Source organism: Edaphobacter dinghuensis (genome assembly GCF_014640335.1).
GTDB classification, from domain to species: Bacteria; Acidobacteriota; Terriglobia; order Terriglobales; family Acidobacteriaceae; genus Edaphobacter; species Edaphobacter dinghuensis.
This window is the reverse complement of record NZ_BMGT01000001.1, coordinates 1,223,393-1,243,007: the sequence shown is the minus strand read 5'-3', so window position 1 is coordinate 1,243,007 and position 19,615 is coordinate 1,223,393. Positions and strand designations below refer to the sequence as shown.

The window sequence follows — 19,615 nt, the reverse complement described above, 5'->3', positions numbered from 1 at the left end:
CATGCTGGAAGTGCAAGAGCGCCAATGGCAAGCGATGTAGCGCGTAAAACATCCCTGCGAGAGTACCGCGTGCTGAACAATCAATCCCTCCCGAAATACACTACGAGACTTTGGCACCGACTACACTGACGTGTTTCTTAAATAGACCGAGTAGCGTTCATCTGTGATCTGGTTGAGAGGGACGAGCGAGTGAATGGGCTCGTGCCCCTTACTACGGAAGTGCAATGTGTAATTCGGTAACGCTTCCGCACGCTCGAACCAAACACCGGGCTCTGTGACCTCAGGCATCGGTATGCCTCGATCCGTGTCATCGGGTCCGTTGCTTGCGTAGATCATCGAGGTTGTTAGTCCCTCAGTCCCAAGACGGGCAGCAAGCACCACCGGCCCATACATCGCTGCCTGAACCTGCTTATCATCCGGTGCCATATTGATGTGCAACGTCATTGGCAGATCCATTTCAATGATGTCGCCATCCTTCCATGGATGTTCTAGCGTTAGATAGCTGGCGGGAGTGGCAACGGATTTTTGAATAGCTCCATTGATCCGGACAAAGACTCCATTCGTTGCCCAATATGGCACACGAATCTTGATTGCTGTTGCCCGCTGCGGCGCGCTTTCGATTGTGAGCGCGGTCTTCTCTTCGTTGGGGAACTTCGTCGTCTGGTGCAACTTTAAGCCGCGCTCCGTCCAGTCGAGCTTCGATGGAATAAATAAGTTGACATACACGGTCTGGTCATCATGAAAGTAGATAGAGTCGCTCAATTTTGCGTACTCCTCGCTCCCTGTTCCCGTGCAGCACCAGAAGGCATCGAACGGTGTTCCAAATGTCTTATAGAGCCCCGGATGCAGGGAAACGTAGTACATCAACATACCGTTCCGGTCCTGTGTGCCGTAGCGCATGTTCAACAGTTGACGCTCATAGTAATCGAAGTATTTCGCATCCGGCTGCTGTCCGAAGAGGTGTCGCGTCAATTTCATCATGTTGTACGAGCAGCAACATTCCTGCGCTGCTCCTCCTAACTCGGTCGATACAGCGTCAGGCTTGTGCCAGAACTCGCCATTGCTGGTGCCCCCCGTGCAATAGCTGTGATGCTCTACGACAGCGTCATAAAAAACTTGGCTGATGCGGCTGTAGCGCTCATCGCCAGTAAGTTCGTACCCGCGTGCTGCGCCAATCACCTTTGGAATATTGGTATTTGCATGATTGCCCGCAAGCTTGTCTTCGCCTGCCGCGAGGGGATCAAAGATCTTCTTATGCTCAAAGCGGTATCCAAGATCTCGATATTTCACCTGGCCAGTAATGGCGTAAAGATTGAATGCAGCTTCGTTCATGCCCCCATGCTCAGTGAGCAACACTCTCTGCCAATCCTCAGCCGTAAACGGCTTCGACCATGCATCGGCCCAATCAGCCATTCGAACTGCCACCTGTAGCGCCTGCCGATTGCCGGTATGCTGATACATCTCGAGCATCCCAGCCAGAATCTTGTGATAGGTGTAAAAGGGAGCCCATACCTTTTCATGATTACGCAGGCGGTCGTAGAACGTCGCAGGATATGCTCCCAAATAACCATCTTTCGCTTGGCACTCGGCGAGAATTGCCACCAGCGCATTCGCCTTGTTACGAATTTCAAGATCGCCGGTGCTTGCGTGAAGTAGAGCGCACCCAGATAGATAGTGCCCGACATAGTGCCCACGCAGTTCGCAATCCGGGGCCTCCCATCCACCAAGCGGAACCGCATCCGAAGGGAGTCCCGCCGTCACGCGAAAGTTATGCGCAAGCCGATCATTTGGAAGAGAGTATAGATAACTGCGATTCAACTCCATCATGTCCATCCAGAAGCTTGGCAATAGACGGACCTGAGGCATCGGGAAAGGCTTGGCCTTCCAGGCAACCTTCTCTACCGCAGAGTTGGTCAATGTAGCATTCTCAGTGTCTTCCACAATAGAGACGTTGAGAGTTTTTTGGGCTGCTGCGTCCTCCGGCATGAGCGCGATTCCGCTTGCGGCTGCTATCCCTGCCAGAAATCCTCTACGAGTCACGTTGTTGCTCATTGTCTTCCGCCTTCCTGCATTCTGTCTTTGCTATTTATGTTGAACCGTTGAGGGCGCCGCATTCCAGTTCACTGTTTTCTCTCCCTCAAGAGAACGAACGAAGAAGTCCAATAGACGGCGCTCGCCGTATTCCCCGCCTGCTCCATGGCCGCCGCCAGGAACCTCCAGCAGTTCAAAATCTTTATCTGCCTTGATCAAGGCATTGACGACCTGCAACGTCGAGGACGGGTCGACATTATGATCCATCTCTCCAAACACAAGTAACAATCTGCCCTGTAAACGATATGCATTATCCACATTCGACGAGGCCGCATACTGCGGTCCTATTGGCCATCCCATCCACTGTTCGTTCCACCACATCTTGTCCATACGGTTGTCGTGGCTCCCACTGTTTGCCACCGCAGCCTTGTAGAACTCCGGATGAAAGAGCAAAGCACCCAGAGCGTTCTGACCACCTGCCGAGGTGCCATAAATTCCGACGCGCGTGTCGTCGTACCAGGGAAACTTTTGCGCCGCTGCTTTGTGCCAAAGAATGCGGTCCTCAAAGCCGCCATCTTTCAGGTTTTTCCAAATGACATCGTGAAACGCTTTCGATCGATTGTTGGTTCCCATGCCATCAATCTGTACAACCACAAATCCAAGTTCCGTCAGCGGCATCCCACGGAGATTGAATGATTTCGGCACAAACGAGCCCTGTGGCCCTGCGTAGATTGCCTCGACAACCGGATATTTCTTTGAAGGGTCAAAATTAGCTGGCTTATAGATCAAGCCCCAGATATCTGTCTTGCCGTCGCGCCCTTTTGCAACAAAGACCTCTGGCGCATGCCAACCCGCGGTAGGGAGCTTTGTCAGATCGCCCTTTGCAATGGTTGCAATCGTTTGACGATCCGCCGTGCGCTTCAGCACTATCACCGGGGCAAGGTCGACGCGGGACCAGCTATCGGTATAGAACTGGCCGTCGGACGAATAGCTTATCTGATGATTCGCCGGCGCATCCGTCATTGCAATCATGCCGGTTCCATCAAAATTTATCCTGTACCCCTGCACGAAGTAGGGATCGAGCTTAGGATCGACCCCGCTTGCCTCAAAATAGATCTGGCGATGTTGCTCGTCGACTCGATCCACACCACGCACAACCCAGTCACCGTGCGTAATCTGGTTCTCTACCTTGCCCGTTGTTCCGTTGTAAAGATAGAGATGCGCCCAGCCGTCCCGCTCAGACAGCCAGAGAATCTCCTTTCCATCCTCTATATCGTGGCGATAGAACTTGCCCGTTCCAAACTGATCTGGATTGAGCGCAGTGTATTCAATAAACGTGCGACTGGTTTCGACGATGACCTCGCGGGTTTTTCCAGTCGCTGCATCAACCGAGATAACACTCAACTTCTGATGCCCGCGCTGGTTGTAGTTGAACGTAAACGCAGAGCTGTCCTTTCGCCATACGAAATCGGTTAGTTCGTAGGGATTTGGAAAGAGGTCTGATGAAATATTCAACTCGCTTCGAGTCTCGGGGTTGAAGAGCACAGGTTGTTCAAGATCGAGCACATCACCGGGCTTGGCGTAGAAGTGTTCTGATGCAATCGGCTGAATCTGACCGGACGGTGACGACTCTACATAATGCACCTGCCGCCGCATACCCTGCAAAACGCGGCGCGCTAATAAATGTTTTGAGTCCGGAGACCACGCAAGAGAACTACGCTGGTAGTAATCACCCTCATTTCCATTTGTACTCAAGGGAGTGGCTGGATCTTCGCTGCCAACCCGATGCAGAAATACATTGAAGTTCTGTATCGTCGCCTCCCATTTCCCGTCAGGAGACGTAACTGCGCGATGTTCGTCGTTGCCCTCAAAGCCAGGCGCCTTCGACCGGTCGTCGTCGGAATCCCCTCCCGAGTTCTGGTTCAAAGTGCAGGCATAGTCCGGAAGTGTGCAGTGCCATGCTCCCCGCAGCGTCACAAAGGAAAAGCCGGCCTCCTTTGCGTCGAACTGGAGGTCCATAAGAGCGAGATGGTCCGCTGCTATCGGCTTAGGAAGTCCTTTGCTGATAGCAGCAGCGATTTTCGCGTTGTCAAGACTAGAGCGCTGCTGCGTGTGCGCATCGTAGATCACATAATGGTGTGTTGTTCCATCACTTTCCTCGAACCAGAAACGCGAGGAATCATCAATCCAGTGGGGAGCTTCCGGCAACATTCCGGCCGCTTTGCGATATTCACTGCTCCGATCAAGCGCATGCGCGAAGGCTTCCCTGGTGACCTCGCATACGGCCACAGAGGCAGAGAGCGCGAGAACTGAGACCACTAACAGTGAACGTCCGAATCGCAAAGCATCTCCATTAGTTCGGTTGATATCGGTTCAGATTGCCGCCAGCCGACACAGTCGACGGAGAAAGAGAGAAGAAGAGGCGCAAAAATGAGTTCACTCCCTGAACCGCATATTGCTTCAAAATGAGTACAATGAAAAATACAATATTGCGTTTATCAACGATTGAATATTTCTTCTCTTGTGTCAATAGGAATATCGAAGATCTGGATCTTTCTTTCTTGAAGCAGTCCTGATGCAATTCTGAATTGGATAAGAGCACTACAACCTGGAGGTATCTGCTTTGAAGTCACCGGCCGCTATTTTCTGCCTGCTTCTACTTGTCATGCTGGGCTCTTCATCGATTAACGCCGCGGTGCCACTTGCTGCGACACCGCCTATGGGATGGAATAGCTGGAATCATTTTGGCGATAAGGTTGACGACAAAATCATCCGTGCCGCAGCAGATGCAATGGTCGCTTCCGGCATGCGCGATGCGGGATACGTCTATATCAACATCGATGACACTTGGCAGGGAACGCGCGACGCCAACGGCAATATTCACCCCAATAGCAAGTTTCCCGACATGAAGGCCCTTGCCGACTACGTGCACAGCAAGGGATTGAAACTCGGCATCTACTCCTCCCCTGGGGCAAAGACGTGTGCCGGCTATGAAGGCTCGCTCGGCCATGAGCAACAGGATGCGGACACCTATGCAAAGTGGGGTGTCGACTATCTGAAGTACGATCTCTGCTCCTATACCAAGGAGTTGAAAGAACGCGCGGGTAACGATCCCGATAAGTCACGTGCTGTCATGATCGAAATTTACAGCAAGATGCACGAAGCATTAGCCCACACGGGAAGGCCAATCATCCTTTCGTTTTGTCAATATGGTTGGCAGGCAGTCTGGCGATGGGGTGCAGCTTCTGGCGGTAACTTGTGGCGCACCACTGGCGACATCGAAGACAACTACAACTCCATGGCATCGATTGGCTTTTCGCAAGCTGGGCTCAGCCCATTTGCCGGTCCCGGACACTGGAACGATCCCGACATGCTCGAGGTTGGCAACGGCGGCATGACGCCCATGGAATATCGTACGCACATGAGTCTGTGGGCGCTTCTCGCAGCGCCGCTGCTCGCAGGCAATGACCTCTCATCGATGTCTCCCGACACTCGCAACATTCTCCTCAACCGCGAAGTCATTGCCATCGATCAGGATCCCGCAGGCCGCCAGGGCGACCGTGTCTACACGGAAGGGCCGCTTGAAGTTTGGAGCAAGACCCTCGCGGACGGCAGCGTTGCTGTCGGCATCTTCAACCGTTGGACGATGCCGTTAACGCTTGATGTGCCCCTCGCTCGACTTGGCTTCAACAAGGGCGTCGTCGCTGGCCGCGATCTTTGGGCACACGTTGATCTTTCACCGATCCACGACACCTATCATGCGCACGTACCCCCTCACGGAGTAGTGCTCCTGCGCCTCCGCCAGACTGTCCAATAACAGGCTTCTCTCACCCTTCGACGATTACATTTCACTTGTCGAAGGAGCTGCATTTATTCCTAATTCGATCATGCTGGAGTTGATTCTCATGCCCTCAACAAGTCTTTGCTATCGAACCTTTTTGCAACTGGCTCAACTCTCAGCATTCACGGTTGCGTTTTCCGTCGTCGGCATCGCGCAGGGCCCACCGAAGCCGTTACCGCCTGGCCCGATGCTCGATGAAGGCACCGTCAAGTTGATCGGCCCTTCACTCGACCTGACACTCCTGCGTTCCTCCGGCACAGTCGCTGCGCTCAATCCCGCTTCCGATCCAACTCTCGACTACACACCAGGAGACATTCTGAAGGAGAGATCAGCCGACACGTTCTATCATCTCGGCGATCTGGACCTGCGACTACGCATCGGCGATGCATCCGACTGGAAAGACTACTCCACTGCCTTCCGCCGTCAGCCTGTCCGCATGATCAGCATGGATGCGACACACTTCTCGGCAGATCTCGCTCCTACCTTACCTGCCGATATCCCCCTTGACGTTACGCGAACCTGGACTATGGAGAACGGCGAACTCTCCCTTCGCTACACTCTTACAAATCGCTCCAACGCAACCGTTCATCTTGGTGGCCTTGGCATACCAATGGTGTTCAACAACATCATGAACGGCCGCGACCTTGAGCAGGCTTACTCCAAATGCAGCTTTTACGATCCTTATATCGGTGAGGATGCTGGCTACGTCCAGGTCGCGCGACTTACCGGTCTTGGTCCGGTATTGCTGGCCGTGCCCGACGGCCATACGCCATTTGAAGTATGGAAACCAATCCTCGACCATCGTTCACGCGACGGCAAGGGTCTCCTTCTGAACGATCCTACGCCGCGCGGCGCTACCTTCGAGGGCTCGTATGACTGGATGGTGCACTCCGCAGGCTTCACCGAGACAGATTGGAAGGGAGTGCAGGAGTGGAACCCAGGAACGGAAGCCGCGATCGCACCGGGCGAAACGATCTCCTACGGGCTGCGCTTCTTCGTGGCCCCATCTCTTAGGCAGATTGAGCCAACGCTTGCGGCGCATCACCGTCCTGTCGCAGTCGGAATCCCCGGTTACATACTCCCCCAGGACATTCAGGCACGCCTGTTCCTGCGGTATCAGTCGCAGGTGCACTCAATCGTAAGTGAGCCTGCCGACGCCATCACAATCCATGACGACGGTTATGCGCAAGACAAAGATTGGCATGCCTATACCTTGCGAGGAAAGCAGTGGGGACGAGCACGGCTCGTCATAACCTACGACGATGGCACCACGCAAAGTATTGGTTACCGCACCATCAAGCCCGAAGCCGAAACTGTTGCTGACATGGGCCGGTTCCTCTTCCACCAACAGTGGTACACCGATACGGCAGATCCTTTTCATCGTGCTCCTTCAGTCATCAGCTATGACGATGAAGCTGGCAAACAGATACTGCAGGAGTCACGCGTCTGGATCGCTGGCCTCAGCGACGAAGCTGGCGCCGGTTCATGGATTGCAGCCTCCATGAAAGAGTTTGGAATGCCTGATCGAGAAGAGGTGGCAAAACTCGAGAGCTTCGTCAATCAAACCGTATGGGGACACCTGCAGGAGAATGCAGGAGAACACAAATACGGTGTCCATAAGAGCCTCTTCTATTACCAGCCCGATGCTATGCCCTCGGACTATTATGACTCGAAGATCGACTGGAAGAGCTGGACAAGCTGGAACCTTAAGGATGCAGCAGACGTAGGCCGATCGTACAACTATCCCCACGTTGTCGCGGCCTACTGGTCGCTCTATCACATCGCGCGCAATTCAACGGGCCTTACGACGAAGCCATGGCAGTGGTATCTCGATCAGGCATTCGAAACTACAATGGCGATGCATACCCAGGCACCGTATTACACGCAGTTTGGCCAGATGGAGGGCACAATCTTCCTACGGGTGCTTGATGACTTAAAGGCCGAAGGATGGACTACAAAGGCGTCCCAGCTCGAAGCGATGATGCGCGAGCGCGCCGACCATTGGCGAACCGAGCCTTACCCCTTCGGCAGCGAGATGCCCTGGGACTCAACTGGACAAGAGGAGGTCTACGACTGGACGAGATACTTCGGCTTCGACGATAAAGCTACCGTTACGCTCAATGCGATCCTTGCCTATACTCCCGTGCTTCCCTCATGGGGCTATAACGGAAGCGCTCGCCGCTACTGGGACTTTCTCTATGGAGGGAAATATCCACGCATCGAGCGCCAATTGCACCACTACGGCTCCGGACTGAATGCCATTCCACTCTTAGCGGAATATCGTTTGCACCCCACTGATCTCTATCTTCTGCGCGCAGGCTATGGCGGAGTCATGGGGCCGCTCGCCAATATCGATCAAAAAGGCTTCGCCTCTGCAGCCTTCCACTCCTTCCCCGATCGCATGGCCTACGATCCATACAGCGGCGACTATGGGCCAAACTTCTTCGGCCATGCCCTCAACACTGCCATGTATCTGACGCACGACAACAAATTCGGCTGGATCTGCTTTGGCGGTAACGTCGAGGAGCACAACGGGATTATTCAGGCTACAACGCTCGACTCTTTTCGCAATCGCATCTTTGTCGCACCAATCGGTCTCTGGCTGACGCTCGATGCCGGAAAGTTCAAGTCGATTGAGTACAACCCTGCGGGCCGATCCCTGCGCATCCACCTAGCTCCCGCCAGCGAGACCGTAGCGATAGCTCGCCTGCATGTGCACAAGACGAATGGAGCCGAGGGTCTCGGTCATACCATAAAAATAGAGGGGAATCCCAAGACAGAGCGCGGAGCCTACATCTTCCCGCTCGGCAATAAAGATCGCGTCGTACACATCCCTATTAATTGATGCAACTTCGTCTCGCGATTCAGCTGCCTTCGAGATGGGTCGACCCCTGACATGAGTGCCTGACCTCTGCTTGTGAGCTGTAATCATACCGCCAATCAGGCTCTTGCCTACAGCAAACGGTCTGCCCAAAAGTTTATCTGGCTGGAAATGCAAATTTGCTGGATGTGAAGTTCCAGTAAACTATTTTGAACATTCCGGACGCTCGTCCCTCTGGGCAGCATGTTCTTCATATCGACCACTTGTTTGCGCGCATGCAGCGTCTTAGAACATACGAAGCAAAGATGAACGCCATGACGAAAATCGGATCAAATTTATCCCAGGTACTGCCATCGCCATGCAGTTGTGAATAGAACCAAGTAAAAGGTTGATTGCGAGACCAGCATAAACCCACTCCGTCAATCGAGGCACATTGGGAATCAGAAGGCCCACACCACCAAGGATGTGGGTCACGCCAATCAGAGGGATGATATAGATCGGGTATCCGAGCTGATGATGGGCGATTCTCCATTCGCCAGGATCGTGAATTAGATATAACCTTCCGAAGTACATCCAGATGAAGGCGACAAGGCCGGTTATTACCATCGCGACTATTTGAGTTGCTCGACCTGTCTGCACGGATATATCTATTGTTTGTTCAGCTTTCATAGTAAAAGGATCCTCTTCTTGCGATCACAATGGGATGGCCTTTCGCCAGCGCGGAGCCGGACGATCAGCCGTCCGGTTCCGCCCATTGCACCCAAACAAGAACTTTCATGTTTGAACTCAATCTTTTTGACGTTAGCGCCGCAGTTTCTAATGAAACAAGATAGTTAGCTTGCCCGGACTTACGCCTTCACGGCGTTCTGTGCGGCCGCGAACATATCACGTGCGGACGTCGTACCCGCTACGTGTTCCGTCCCCTCGGCTCCGAGATCCATCCATCCCGCGTTCACGGCCTCAAACATTTCTTCGGCAGGCCCAGTGTGGCCCTTCGGAATGCCGAACTGCTCGAACGCTTCCGCCCACCCTGCACGCGGAATCGCAAAGGCTTTTACGTCGAGTGCAAGGACTTCACCCAATTGTGCGGCCACTTCATCCGCGCTTACCATCGAGCCCAGCTCGATGACGCGATGCCCCGACCACGCCGGCCCGGTCAGAAGCGTTGCCGCCTCTGCACCGATGTCCTCTGACGCAACCATTGTCGATCTACGGTTTGTAGGGTTGTAGAAGACCGGTAGTGTTCCGCCCTGTGCGGCCTGCAAGCCATAAAGAAAGTTTTCAAAGAAGCCGCCTGCGCGCACAAATGCGACCAAAGATGGCAAGCTGCGAAGACCTTGCTCCAAGAGGGATAAGGCCGTGACATTGCCCACCCCGCTTGTTCTATTCGCGCCCATCGACGAGAGCGCAACCACCCGCGGTGGCACTACCCTAGTCAATGCCTCGACATAGTTCGCAATCACGCCCTTTGCTTCTCTGTAATCAGGCGAGGGCGCCCACACAGCCGGCAGCATCACAAACACGCCCTCAACCCCTTTGAGCGCCGTCGCTATGGCTGTCGCATCGTTCCAGTCTCCATCCATCAACTCCACACCTCGGTCTGCCCACTTCGCCGCTTTCGCGTGATGGCGCACAAGTGCTCGCACCTGTTTGCCTTGCTTCAGCAGATGCCGCGCGGTCGCGCCCCCGACTTTTCCGGTAATGCCCATGACTAAATACATGCCCGTTTCCCCTTTTGCCTCGTATTCGGCCGCCCATCGCAAATAAGCGACCTGAGGATTAGAGGCTCATAGTAACCATTGGTTACAAAATAATCATCGGTTTATTTACCAATGGTCATAAATCAACGATCGGTCGAAAAAATCGTCAAAAAGGATTAGGCTGTTGAAGTGACGACCACATCGCCAAGTCGCCGGGTAGAGCGCAAAGAGAGGTTGCGGGCCGAAATCCTAGCGGCTGCAAGCAAAATGTTTGCCGATCGCGGCTACGAAGCCGTGACGCTTCGCGAGATCGCTAAAGAGATCGGCTATACGCACGCCGTGATCTATCAGCATTTCCCCGACAAATGGCATATTCTTGCCGAATTGAGCAGCGAGACGATCGGGCTGCTGATTCAGAACTTCGACGCGATTATCGCTAAACATTCTGCCCCGAAAGAGCGCCTCTTTGCGACTTCACGTGGCCTGATTCAGTTCTGCACGACCCATCCGCAGCAATTTCGCAACGTCTTCTTCGGGCCCGAGAACCGCAACGGCATCCGCGCCGGACAATATATCGACGACATTGGCAGGCCGTTGTTCCAACGTTTCGTACAGTTCTTTTTCGATGTTGCCAGGGCTGAAGGATTGCCAAGCAAGAATGACATCGTGGTAGCCCACACCTGGTGGTACACGATCTTCGGCCTCGCCACCCTCATGGTCATCCAAGGGGTTGTGCCTGACTTGCCTGACCAGGCTCTCGTGGTCGAACAAACGATCGCCACACTTTGGGCGGGAGTCCAGGCTGTTCCGCGATTGCCGAAGAGCGCAATCCCTAAGCAATCCGGCCTATCCCATGCCTCAAAGCAATAACAAGATGCAGAGACAGGGAGCACAGCTTTCGGATTTGAGGGCGATTGGGTTTGCACTGGCTGGATTCACCTTTTGGGTGCTGGCAGATACCTCAATTAAATTGGTAGGGCAGTCGGGGCTACCCGCTTATGAGATGGTCGCGTTTCTAGGGTTGTTTATGGCTATGTTTCTGGCTATGTATGCATTGTGGCGACATCAAATGCATACGTTGCGACCACATCGCCTGAACCGACAGGTGGCGCGGGCTTGTCTGGATATGGGGAACAATGTATGCGTCGTGATTGCGCTACGACATCTGACACTAACGCTTTTCTACATCCTCGTCTTCATGGCGCCGATGGTGATTGCGCTCCTGTCATCTGTGTTTCTGCGCGAGGGGTTGGCCTGGAAGAGGGTAACGGCGATTGGTGTCGGGTTTGCAGGAGTGGTTATTGCGGTACACCCGTGGAGCAGCATCCGCGAAGGCGACTGGATTGGGTTCGGCGCGTGCATGGTGTGCGTTGCATGCTTCTCCGTGAATATGGTGTGGTCGCGTGTGCTGACCCGGACCGAATCACCGGAGAGTCTGGCCTTTTTTTCTGGTCTGGTGACCGCAGCAGTAGGGCTTGCACTGATGATGATGCATGCCAAACCGCTAACCATTCGACTAACAGCGGGCTTATTTGCCATGGGCTTGTTTTGTGCACTTGGAACGCTCTGCTTCTACATCGCAGTGAAACACACCTCCGCAGCGAATGTGTCCCAGTACCACTACACCCAATTAGTTACTGGAACGCTGGTTTCCTATCTTGTGTGGCATAACAAGCCCGGCTTGTATGTATTGATGGGTGGATCGCTGATTCTAGGGTCAGGGCTTTACATTGCCATGGCGGCGCGTGAGATCGTGCCGCTGACCGAGGGGAACTGAGTTCCGAACCCACTTGGCGCACTGAGTCCACGCAACCTTTACCCCTGAGCTCTAACGATTGACTTAGAAGAAGGTCTGCACCGCGTCGATGATATCGTATTCAGCATTTAGCATCGGCAGGCAGCGCCACTTGTCAAAGGTAAGGCACGGATGCGAGATATCGAATCCGATCATGTCGCCAACGCGAATATCGTCGCCCTCGGCGATCTGAAGATAGGCGTGCTGGTCCATCATCTTGGTAAGTTGCCAGCCGGACGGAGCCGCCACAGGAGCCGCAGTTCCCGGCCTATAGCGCAGAACGGGTATAGGAAGACCGGCGTCGAATGCGGCATCCCGCTTTCCCAAAGCCACAATGGCGCGGTCTTTCTCCGGAACCGATTGGACATACGCCCACAGTTGCAGCGCCGGTTGCAGGCTCGAGTGCATCTGTTTCGCAATCGGATTGCGCGCGAGGATCTGTTGTTGCGCCTCGCGGTAGATACCGACATCGTGGGTCAGATAGCATCCGGGTCGCAACACCACATCGACCAAATCTCCCAGCTCGGCCTTTGAGAAGACATCGGCGACCACGTCGTACCAGGCAGAACCGGCACCCGAAAGCAGGATGCGTTTGCCACCAAATCGTTTTTCCAACATGAGCTTCCGCGTAATATCTACAGCGCGTTGCAGGAAACTACGAATAGACGCTCCATCTTTCAGTACGCCTTCATAAACCTCTATTCCGCAAAGAACCAGTTGTTCGTGCCATGCTTCCAAAGCTGTCAGAACGGATTGCACCTGCTCGGCATCGCGAACGCCGGTGCGGCCACCTTCTACTCCCAGTTCGATCAGCACCTGCAAGCGCTGGTCCTTTGCGCTAAAGAACTTGCCGAGTTGTTCTACCTGCTCCGCTGAGTCGACCAGACAGTAAAAATCGAACGTCTCGTCTTCGAGCAGCCTCGAGATGATGGCCATGTTCTGTTTGCCAACCAGTTGGTTCGCCATCAACACACGACGAACACCATGCTGATAGGCAACCGATACCTGATGTGCGGTAGCCAATGTGATTCCCCAAGCGCCGCCCTTCAGTTGCAGGTCAAACAGCTTCGGAGCCATGGTCGTCTTACCGTGCGGCGCCAGCTTAACTCCATAGGCCGTGATGAATTGCTGCATCCAGTGCAGGTTGTGCAGCAGCTTTTCCTGATACAGAACAGCCGTCGGCAGGCTCAGATCTTCGCGCAGCAGGTTCCATCCCAGCTTCGCCATCTCCTCCGGTGCAAGCGGATGGTCGAAGGTCCCTAAGCCTTTGTTGAGAGGTGTAATGTGCGAATCGAATGCGGCAATTCCGACCATAAAATTTCCCTCTGTCATCGAACAGATCTCATTGAAATCAATGTACAGGAATGGCTGCGATCGAGGTATTCTGACGCGCTACCGAATGTTTCCTGTAGAAAGATAGTATGCCTCTCTGCGACACGCTGATTCGCAACGCATACATTATGGACGGAAGCGGCGGCGAAGCCTGGGCCGGCGACGTCGCCATCGATGACGGCCATATCTGCGCCGTCGGGCAGATCCCGGAGTACAGCGCGCGTCAGGTTATCGACGGCAGCGGTCACATCCTCGCTCCCGGCTTTATCGATGTTCATACCCACGATGATACAAACGTAATCCGCACACCGGAGATGCTGCCGAAATTATCACAGGGGGTTACGACGGTGATCGTCGGCAACTGCGGCATCAGTGCTGCGCCTGTGCAACTCACCGGTGCACCTCCCGATCCGATGAACCTGTTAGGCACTGCGGATGTCTTCCGCTATCCAACGTTCAGATCCTATGTCGCAGCCATCGAAGAGGCGCAACCCGCGGTTAATGTAGCCGCGCTTGTAGGCCACACGTCGCTGCGCAACAATCACATGGACCGTCTTGACCGCGCCGCAACCGCAACGGAGACCGAGCGTATGCGCACGCAGTTGAGCGAAGCGCTGGATAGCGGAGCACTGGGTATGAGCTCAGGCCTGGCCTACCTGTCGGCCAACTCAGCACCCACAGAAGAGGTTCTAGCGCTAGCAGAGCCACTTGCAGAGGCCGGTGCGATCTATACGACGCATATGCGAACGGAGACGGAGGGAATCCTCGATGCGATGAGCGAAGCCTTCCGCATCGGTCGTCAAAGCTCCGTACCGGTAGTCATCTCTCATCTGAAGTGCGCCGGCATCGCTAATTGGGGACGCAGCGAAGAGGTATTGCAGGCATTCGATGCAGCCCTCGCCTCGCAGCCCGCAGGCTGCGACTGCTATCCCTATGCAGCGGGTTCAAGCACGCTTGATCTGCGTCAGGTCGATGAGCGCGTTGAGATCATGATCACATGGTGCGAGCCGCATCCAGAGATGGCAGGCCAAACGCTCGCCCAGATCGCCGCAACCTGGAAGGTCGAGCAGATAGAGGCCGCGCGACGCTTGCAGCCTGCGGGCGCCATTTATCACAGCATCTCGGAAGAAGACATGCGGCGCATCCTCAGCCATCCTGCAACCATGATCGGCTCGGATGGTCTGCCGAACGATCCCCTGCCCCATCCGCGGCTATGGGGAACCTTCCCTCGTGTGCTAGGCCGCTATAGCCGCGAGTTGAAGTTGTTTCCCATGGCAATCGCGATTCATAAGATGACAGGTATGCCCGCTGTACGATTTGGGCTGGCCAATCGCGGGTTGATCAAGGAAGGCTATTGCGCTGATCTTGTGCTCTTCAATCCAGAGACCGTGCGGGACACCGCCACATTTACCAAGCCAATCAGTCCGGCGGAAGGAATCGCAGCGGTGTGGGTTAACGGGGTGTTGTCTTATCGAGACGGCGCTTCAACCGGCGAGCGAGGCGGAAGATTTCTGTCGCGTCAGTCATCACACATTTGAGTGTCCACTTTAATAGGAGCAAAGGAGCAGATGATGAGCATCAAGCGATACGGCGTAGAGGGCGGTAAAGGAACCGGCGGTCAGCACCTGCCGTTTGCCAGAGCAGTCGAGGCGAATGGGTGGCTGTACGTTTCCGGTCAGGTCCCCATGGTCGACGGCGAGGTGGTCGTTGGAAATATTATCGTCCAATCGCATCAGGCCATTCGCAATGTGCTGTCGATCTTAAAAGAGGCAGGCTACGGTCCGGAGCACGTCGTACGCTGCGGCGTATGGCTGGACGATCCTCGCGACTTTCAATCCTTCAACGGAGTCTTTCGGGAGTACTTCGGCGCGAATCCGCCTGCGCGCGCTTGTGTCGTTTCGAGCATGGTGGTTGACTGCAAGGTCGAGCTCGATTGTGTCGCTTATAAAGAACCCACAACCTGATAGGCAGGGTCAGCCGTCTTCAAATCGTCTATAAGATTTACTTTGATCAAAGAAAGTTCAATGGTTCTCGGCCTATGATCGACCATCATGCGATGGTTCTGCTTGTCTCGGCATCCGTTGCGGTCATTACGCTCATCCTGCTGATTGCTGTCTGCAAGCTGAATCCGTTCATCGTCCTTTTTCTGACTTCGCTTGGTCTGGCAATGGCCACCGGCATGCCGATGCATGCGATTGTGCAGTCGTTTGAGGCCGGACTCAGCGGCACGATGGGGCATATTGCGATCGTGGTAGCACTAGGCACCATGCTTGGCAAGATGATGGCGGAGTCCGGCGGCGCCGACCGCATCGCATATACGCTGATTCACCTGTTCGGAGAAAAGCGCATTCACTGGGCCATGATGGTGATCGGCTTTGTGGTGGGGTTGCCGGTCTTCTTTGAGGTCGGCTTCGTGCTCCTTATCCCCATTGTGTTTACAGTGGCGCGGCGCACGCGGACATCGCTGATTCTTGTCGGCCTCCCTCTCGTGGCTGGACTCTCTGTGGTCCACGGACTCGTGCCGCCGCATCCGGCGGCACTCGTCGCAGTATCGATCTATAACGCCGATATGGGCCGCACCATCTTTTATGCCCTGCTCGTCGCCATTCCTACCGTTGTTATCGCTGGGCCGCTCTATGCGAAGTTCATCGCTCCCAAAATCCATCTCGATCTCGACAACCCCATGGCTGCGGAGTTCGTCGATCATGGCGAAGAGCGCAGTCTCCCCGGCTTCGGTCTCACGCTCGCGACAATACTACTTCCCGTCATATTGATGTTGCTGGGCAGTTGGGCCGACACACTATCGTCCCCCAAAAGCGCATGGAACAATGCCTTGCACCTTCTAGGCAATGCCGACATCTCGCTCCTTGTCGGCGTCCTTGTAAGTTTCATCACGCTTGGCAAGATGCGAGGGTTCAACCGCGAGTCAATCCTTAAATTTTCCAACGAATGCCTTGCTCCCACAGCAACCATCACCTTGCTGGTCGGTGCCGGCGGAGGCTTCGGCCGCATCCTGCAGGACAGCGGTGTCTCTCAGGCGATCGTCCAGGTCGCGCTCCACGCTCACGTGCCGATTCTTATCCTTGCGTGGACAGTCGCCGCCTTAATCCGTCTGTCCACCGGCTCTGCCACCGTGGCCATGACCACAGCAGCCGGCATCGTAGCTCCTATTGCCCTGCATATTCCAGGTGCCCGGCCTGAGTTGCTGGCGATTGCCACCGGCGCCGGATCGCTCTTCTTCTCACACGTCAATGATGGTGGTTTCTGGCTGGTGAAGGAGTACTTCAATATGAGCGTCGCGGATACGATCAAAACCTGGTCGGTTTGCGAGACCATTATCTCGGTCGTTGCGCTGTTACTGACCTTGGCGCTATCGGTAGCATAAAAAGAATCGGCTCAAGACAAAGAGGGGGATCAGTGGCAACGGAAGATTTGGTCAAACATATTGGCATGAATGAGACGTTCTCACGGCGCGGATTTTTGAAGGGCGCTGCGGCCCTTTCGATCGCCCACTCTGTTTCAGCGATGGCAGAGACCTCGGAAGGCGACTCGCGCAAAGGCAGAACTTTTGCATATGCCGGCTGCTACACAGGAGCCGTCGGCGACGGCAGCAACGGCAAAGGGATTTATCTGTTCGAGATGGATCCGCACACCGGGGCGCTATCGCTGCTCAAACTTGCAGCCGAAGCGGCCAGTCCCTCGTGGCTCTCTCTTGACCCCTCTGGACGATACCTCTATGCGGCCAACGAGATCACAAACTTTGATGGCACTAATGGATCAGTAAGCGCCTACGCGGTGGACCGCACCAGCGGCGATCTAAGATTGATCAACACGGTAAGTTCTGAAGGCGGCGGCCCGGCCTATCTCACCACCGATGCCGACGGAAAGTACGTCTTCGTTGCGAACTATGCCGGCGGAAGCATCGCAGTATTTCCTATCCTCGCCGATGGCTCTCTCGGGCGTGCCTGCGATGTGCACCGCGATAGCGGATTGGTTGGAAGCACAACTCCGACTAACGCGCCTCCGGGAAGCTTTGCATGGAGCGGCCACGATGCTCCTCATGCGCACATGATCCTAGCCGATCCAAAGAACCGCTTCGTTCTGCACACCGATCTTGGGCAAGACCGAATCTACGTGCATCGCTTTGACCAGAGCAAAGGCAAGCTGTCTCCTGCCGCCACTCCTTTCATCTCCCTTCCCACAGGCGATGGGCCACGGCACCTCGCATTTCATCCCAACAGCCGTTGGCTCTACTCCATTCAAGAAGAGGCCTCCACGCTGACTTTTTTCCACTACGATCCTTCCACCGGCTCTCTTGCCCCTCAACAGACGATCTCGACCTTGCCTTCGCGCTTTACCGGCACCAGCTTCGCTTCGGGTGTAAGAGTATCGGCTGATGGGCGATTTCTCTATGCGGCCAACCGGCTGCACGACACGATTGCCGTCTTTTCTATTGAGAGCGATGGCAGTCTGAAGTATCTCGGAGAAGTCTCCACCATGGGCGACTATCCCAACCAGTTCAACATCGATCCCAGCGGAAGGTTTCTGTATGCTTGCAATCGTAAAAGCGATGTCATCACGGCATTTTCGATTGACCGCGATACCGGGTTGCTGACCTTCACCGGCCACTATACCCCCGTCGGAAGCGCGAGCTGCATCGTCTTTGCGGGATAAAATTTCCGCCTAAGAGAATCGCCGCTTGATACTCGCGCCACTGCATATATTAGGCTGCTGTGATTTGCAGAAGCTACTCCCACTGCATCTTATGCCGCTCCACCCACCAGCAGGCGGGGTTTCCATTCTGGGGAAAGATTGACCGGCTGCAATTTACCGGCACCACACCCATAAAGTCGTACTCCATCTTGTTCCCCTTTAGCGGAGTGGCCAACAGCTGGTTCACCTGGATAACGCCCATCGGCCCTTTACGGGCCCGAAATACCACCCAGTCACCCGCGTAAATCAACGCTGCCAGAGCCACCACCGCCAACAAAATTCGCGCAATCCATCGCTTCATACGGCCCTCCGACCTAAAAAGAACAGCTTGCTGCAGCAGTTTTTCCTTGCACGATCCTAACTCTTTCGACCATAGTTGCTTCTTTACCTGCTTCTTCCAAGAGGCTGTGATGACGATCCCGCGCCAGATTTACGCACACCGAAGAGCGCTCCTCGCGCTTGTAATCCTGTTGCTGTTGACGGGCTGCGTCCCCGATCAGGACTACACTCCCGTCGTCAAACAGTTTCAGCAATCCTCCGATACCCTCGCTCGCTCCTTCGAGATGCTGTTGACCAACGCCAATCTGGTGGAGTACGAGCATTACATCGACACCCAGACCTTTGACCACGCTCAGCTCAGCCCGGCCGAGATCGATAGCCGCGCTGTTATCACTCCTCAAGAACTCAAACTCCGTTCAGACACCGTTGTTGCGCTCGCGCAGTACACCTCGACGCTGGCCACGCTCGCCCAAGGCAAGCAGGAAGGGAAGATCGTTGAGGATGCCACGACCGCCAGCACCGACTTTTCGACCCTGGCCAGTGATGCCCAGACAGCGGCCGCAGGCCGTCACCTCATCCCCAGTACTGCTGACTACGCCGGGCCCATCTCAAGCGCGGCCTCTGCAGCAGGCATCATCCTCGGCCTTATCGAGCGTCACCACACTCACGAAGAGATTCGCGAGAGCATCGAGAAAAATGACCCCGCTCTTTCTGCTCTCTTCGACACACTCGGCACCGAATCGCAGGTCATCTACGAGCGAATGAAGAGTACGCAGCGCGCCCAGGGCGTTCTCCTCTTCGCCGACTACAACCGCGAAATCACCCAGCCTGCCCCAAATCAAGGCTACCTTCTCCAGTTCAGCGACCATATCAAAGAGTTTCGCCGCAACCAGGCCCTTGTAGACAAGGCCAACCCGGCAAGGGCAATTGCGGCCTTCAAAAAATCTCACGACGCCCTTGTCACTGTCATCCTCGCACCCAAAGACGCCAAGCCTCACTCCCTCGACGAGCTTATCGCATCAGTAAAGTCCTTTGCTGCCGAGGTGGAACCACTGGCAGACGGTGTTCAGACGACCAACAGCAAGAAGGATAAAAACTAAGGA

At 54.9% G+C, this 19,615-nt stretch carries 15 protein-coding genes; 9 read left to right on the top strand and 6 right to left on the bottom strand.

Features of this window, described 5'->3' with window-relative positions; genetic code table 11:
- Positions 1-120: 120 nt before the first annotated feature.
- Positions 121-2,052 carry a glycoside hydrolase family 127 protein gene (locus IEW09_RS04835; RefSeq protein WP_188552973.1) on the bottom strand — a complete coding sequence of 644 codons (1,932 nt, stop codon included), beginning with the start codon at positions 2,050-2,052 and terminating at the stop codon, positions 121-123.
- A gap of 30 nt (positions 2,053-2,082) precedes the next feature.
- Positions 2,083-4,374 (bottom strand): S9 family peptidase, encoded by a 2,292-nt coding sequence (locus tag IEW09_RS04830; RefSeq protein ID WP_229739084.1) that lies wholly within the window; start codon positions 4,372-4,374, stop codon positions 2,083-2,085.
- Positions 4,375-4,654: 280 nt separating this feature from the next.
- On the opposite strand from IEW09_RS04830, the gene IEW09_RS04825 reads away from it, so the two are divergent.
- Together IEW09_RS04825 and IEW09_RS04820 are read left to right on the top strand one after the other, a co-directional pair.
- On the top strand, positions 4,655-5,848 hold the full coding sequence (locus IEW09_RS04825; protein ID WP_373282795.1) for a glycoside hydrolase family 27 protein: 1,194 nt from the start codon (positions 4,655-4,657) through the stop codon (positions 5,846-5,848).
- Positions 5,849-5,936: 88 nt separating this feature from the next.
- Positions 5,937-8,717, top strand: coding sequence for a DUF5695 domain-containing protein (locus IEW09_RS04820; protein ID WP_188552972.1), 2,781 nt, complete (start codon positions 5,937-5,939; stop codon positions 8,715-8,717).
- Between the two features lie 261 nt (positions 8,718-8,978).
- Here the strand turns inward: IEW09_RS04820 and IEW09_RS04815 are convergent, their stop codons facing one another.
- A complete protein-coding gene (locus IEW09_RS04815; protein WP_188552971.1) occupies positions 8,979-9,362 on the bottom strand; it encodes a DoxX family protein in 384 nt (127 codons plus the stop codon).
- Positions 9,363-9,541: 179 nt separating this feature from the next.
- The gene (locus IEW09_RS04810) at positions 9,542-10,414 is read right to left on the bottom strand and encodes an NmrA family NAD(P)-binding protein (protein ID WP_188552970.1); all 873 of its coding nucleotides are present in this window, start codon (positions 10,412-10,414) and stop codon (positions 9,542-9,544) included.
- A gap of 168 nt (positions 10,415-10,582) precedes the next feature.
- Here IEW09_RS04810 and IEW09_RS04805 point away from each other — a divergent pair, with 168 nt between their 5' ends.
- Together IEW09_RS04805 and IEW09_RS04800 are read left to right on the top strand one after the other, a co-directional pair.
- Positions 10,583-11,263, top strand: a complete 681-nt coding sequence (locus IEW09_RS04805) for a TetR/AcrR family transcriptional regulator (RefSeq protein WP_188552969.1) — start codon at positions 10,583-10,585, stop codon at positions 11,261-11,263.
- Positions 11,247-12,170 (top strand): DMT family transporter, encoded by a 924-nt coding sequence (locus IEW09_RS04800; protein WP_188552968.1) that lies wholly within the window; start codon positions 11,247-11,249, stop codon positions 12,168-12,170. Before IEW09_RS04805 ends, IEW09_RS04800 begins: the two co-directional genes overlap by 17 nt.
- Before the next feature lie 63 nt (positions 12,171-12,233).
- Here the strand turns inward: IEW09_RS04800 and IEW09_RS04795 are convergent, their stop codons facing one another.
- Entirely contained in the window at positions 12,234-13,520 is a 1,287-nt protein-coding gene (locus tag IEW09_RS04795; RefSeq protein ID WP_229739083.1) for an amino acid deaminase, read from the bottom strand.
- A gap of 89 nt (positions 13,521-13,609) precedes the next feature.
- Here IEW09_RS04795 and IEW09_RS04790 point away from each other — a divergent pair, with 89 nt between their 5' ends.
- The 4 genes from IEW09_RS04790 (at position 13,610) to IEW09_RS04775 (ending at position 18,194) form a co-directional block, all read left to right on the top strand.
- A complete protein-coding gene (locus tag IEW09_RS04790; RefSeq protein WP_188552967.1) occupies positions 13,610-15,058 on the top strand; it encodes an N-acyl-D-amino-acid deacylase family protein in 1,449 nt (482 codons plus the stop codon).
- Positions 15,059-15,091: 33 nt separating this feature from the next.
- A complete protein-coding gene (locus IEW09_RS04785; RefSeq protein WP_188552966.1) occupies positions 15,092-15,484 on the top strand; it encodes a RidA family protein in 393 nt (130 codons plus the stop codon).
- Between the two features lie 74 nt (positions 15,485-15,558).
- Positions 15,559-16,905 carry a GntT/GntP/DsdX family permease gene (locus IEW09_RS04780; RefSeq protein WP_188552965.1) on the top strand — a complete coding sequence of 449 codons (1,347 nt, stop codon included), beginning with the start codon at positions 15,559-15,561 and terminating at the stop codon, positions 16,903-16,905.
- Positions 16,906-16,970: 65 nt separating this feature from the next.
- Positions 16,971-18,194, top strand: a complete 1,224-nt coding sequence (locus tag IEW09_RS04775; protein ID WP_188552964.1) for a lactonase family protein — start codon at positions 16,971-16,973, stop codon at positions 18,192-18,194.
- Between the two features lie 73 nt (positions 18,195-18,267).
- On the opposite strand, the gene IEW09_RS04770 is transcribed toward IEW09_RS04775, so the two are convergent.
- On the bottom strand, positions 18,268-18,534 hold the full coding sequence (locus IEW09_RS04770; RefSeq protein ID WP_188552963.1) for a hypothetical protein: 267 nt from the start codon (positions 18,532-18,534) through the stop codon (positions 18,268-18,270).
- 109 nt (positions 18,535-18,643) lie between these two features.
- Between IEW09_RS04770 and IEW09_RS04765 the strand changes: the two genes are divergently transcribed.
- Positions 18,644-19,612, top strand: a complete 969-nt coding sequence (locus IEW09_RS04765; RefSeq protein WP_188552962.1) for a hypothetical protein — start codon at positions 18,644-18,646, stop codon at positions 19,610-19,612.
- The last annotated feature ends 3 nt before the right edge of the window (positions 19,613-19,615 follow it).

What these genes read in the sequence shown, in the direction of transcription:
- IEW09_RS04835 (WP_188552973.1), bottom strand. Translation starts at nt 2,052, where the DNA reads ATGAGCAACAACGTGACTCGTAGAGGATTTCTGGCAGGGATAGCAGCC.
- IEW09_RS04820 (WP_188552972.1), top strand. Translation starts at nt 5,937, where the DNA reads ATGCCCTCAACAAGTCTTTGCTATCGAACCTTTTTGCAACTGGCTCAA.
- IEW09_RS04815 (WP_188552971.1), bottom strand. Translation starts at nt 9,362, where the DNA reads ATGAAAGCTGAACAAACAATAGATATATCCGTGCAGACAGGTCGAGCA.
- IEW09_RS04810 (WP_188552970.1), bottom strand. Translation starts at nt 10,414, where the DNA reads ATGTATTTAGTCATGGGCATTACCGGAAAAGTCGGGGGCGCGACCGCG.
- IEW09_RS04800 (WP_188552968.1), top strand. Translation starts at nt 11,247, where the DNA reads ATGCCTCAAAGCAATAACAAGATGCAGAGACAGGGAGCACAGCTTTCG.
- IEW09_RS04795 (WP_229739083.1), bottom strand. Translation starts at nt 13,520, where the DNA reads ATGACAGAGGGAAATTTTATGGTCGGAATTGCCGCATTCGATTCGCAC.
- IEW09_RS04790 (WP_188552967.1), top strand. Translation starts at nt 13,610, where the DNA reads ATGCCTCTCTGCGACACGCTGATTCGCAACGCATACATTATGGACGGA.
- IEW09_RS04785 (WP_188552966.1), top strand. Translation starts at nt 15,092, where the DNA reads ATGAGCATCAAGCGATACGGCGTAGAGGGCGGTAAAGGAACCGGCGGT.
- IEW09_RS04780 (WP_188552965.1), top strand. Translation starts at nt 15,559, where the DNA reads ATGATCGACCATCATGCGATGGTTCTGCTTGTCTCGGCATCCGTTGCG.
- IEW09_RS04775 (WP_188552964.1), top strand. Translation starts at nt 16,971, where the DNA reads ATGAATGAGACGTTCTCACGGCGCGGATTTTTGAAGGGCGCTGCGGCC.
- IEW09_RS04770 (WP_188552963.1), bottom strand. Translation starts at nt 18,534, where the DNA reads ATGAAGCGATGGATTGCGCGAATTTTGTTGGCGGTGGTGGCTCTGGCA.
- IEW09_RS04765 (WP_188552962.1), top strand. Translation starts at nt 18,644, where the DNA reads ATGACGATCCCGCGCCAGATTTACGCACACCGAAGAGCGCTCCTCGCG.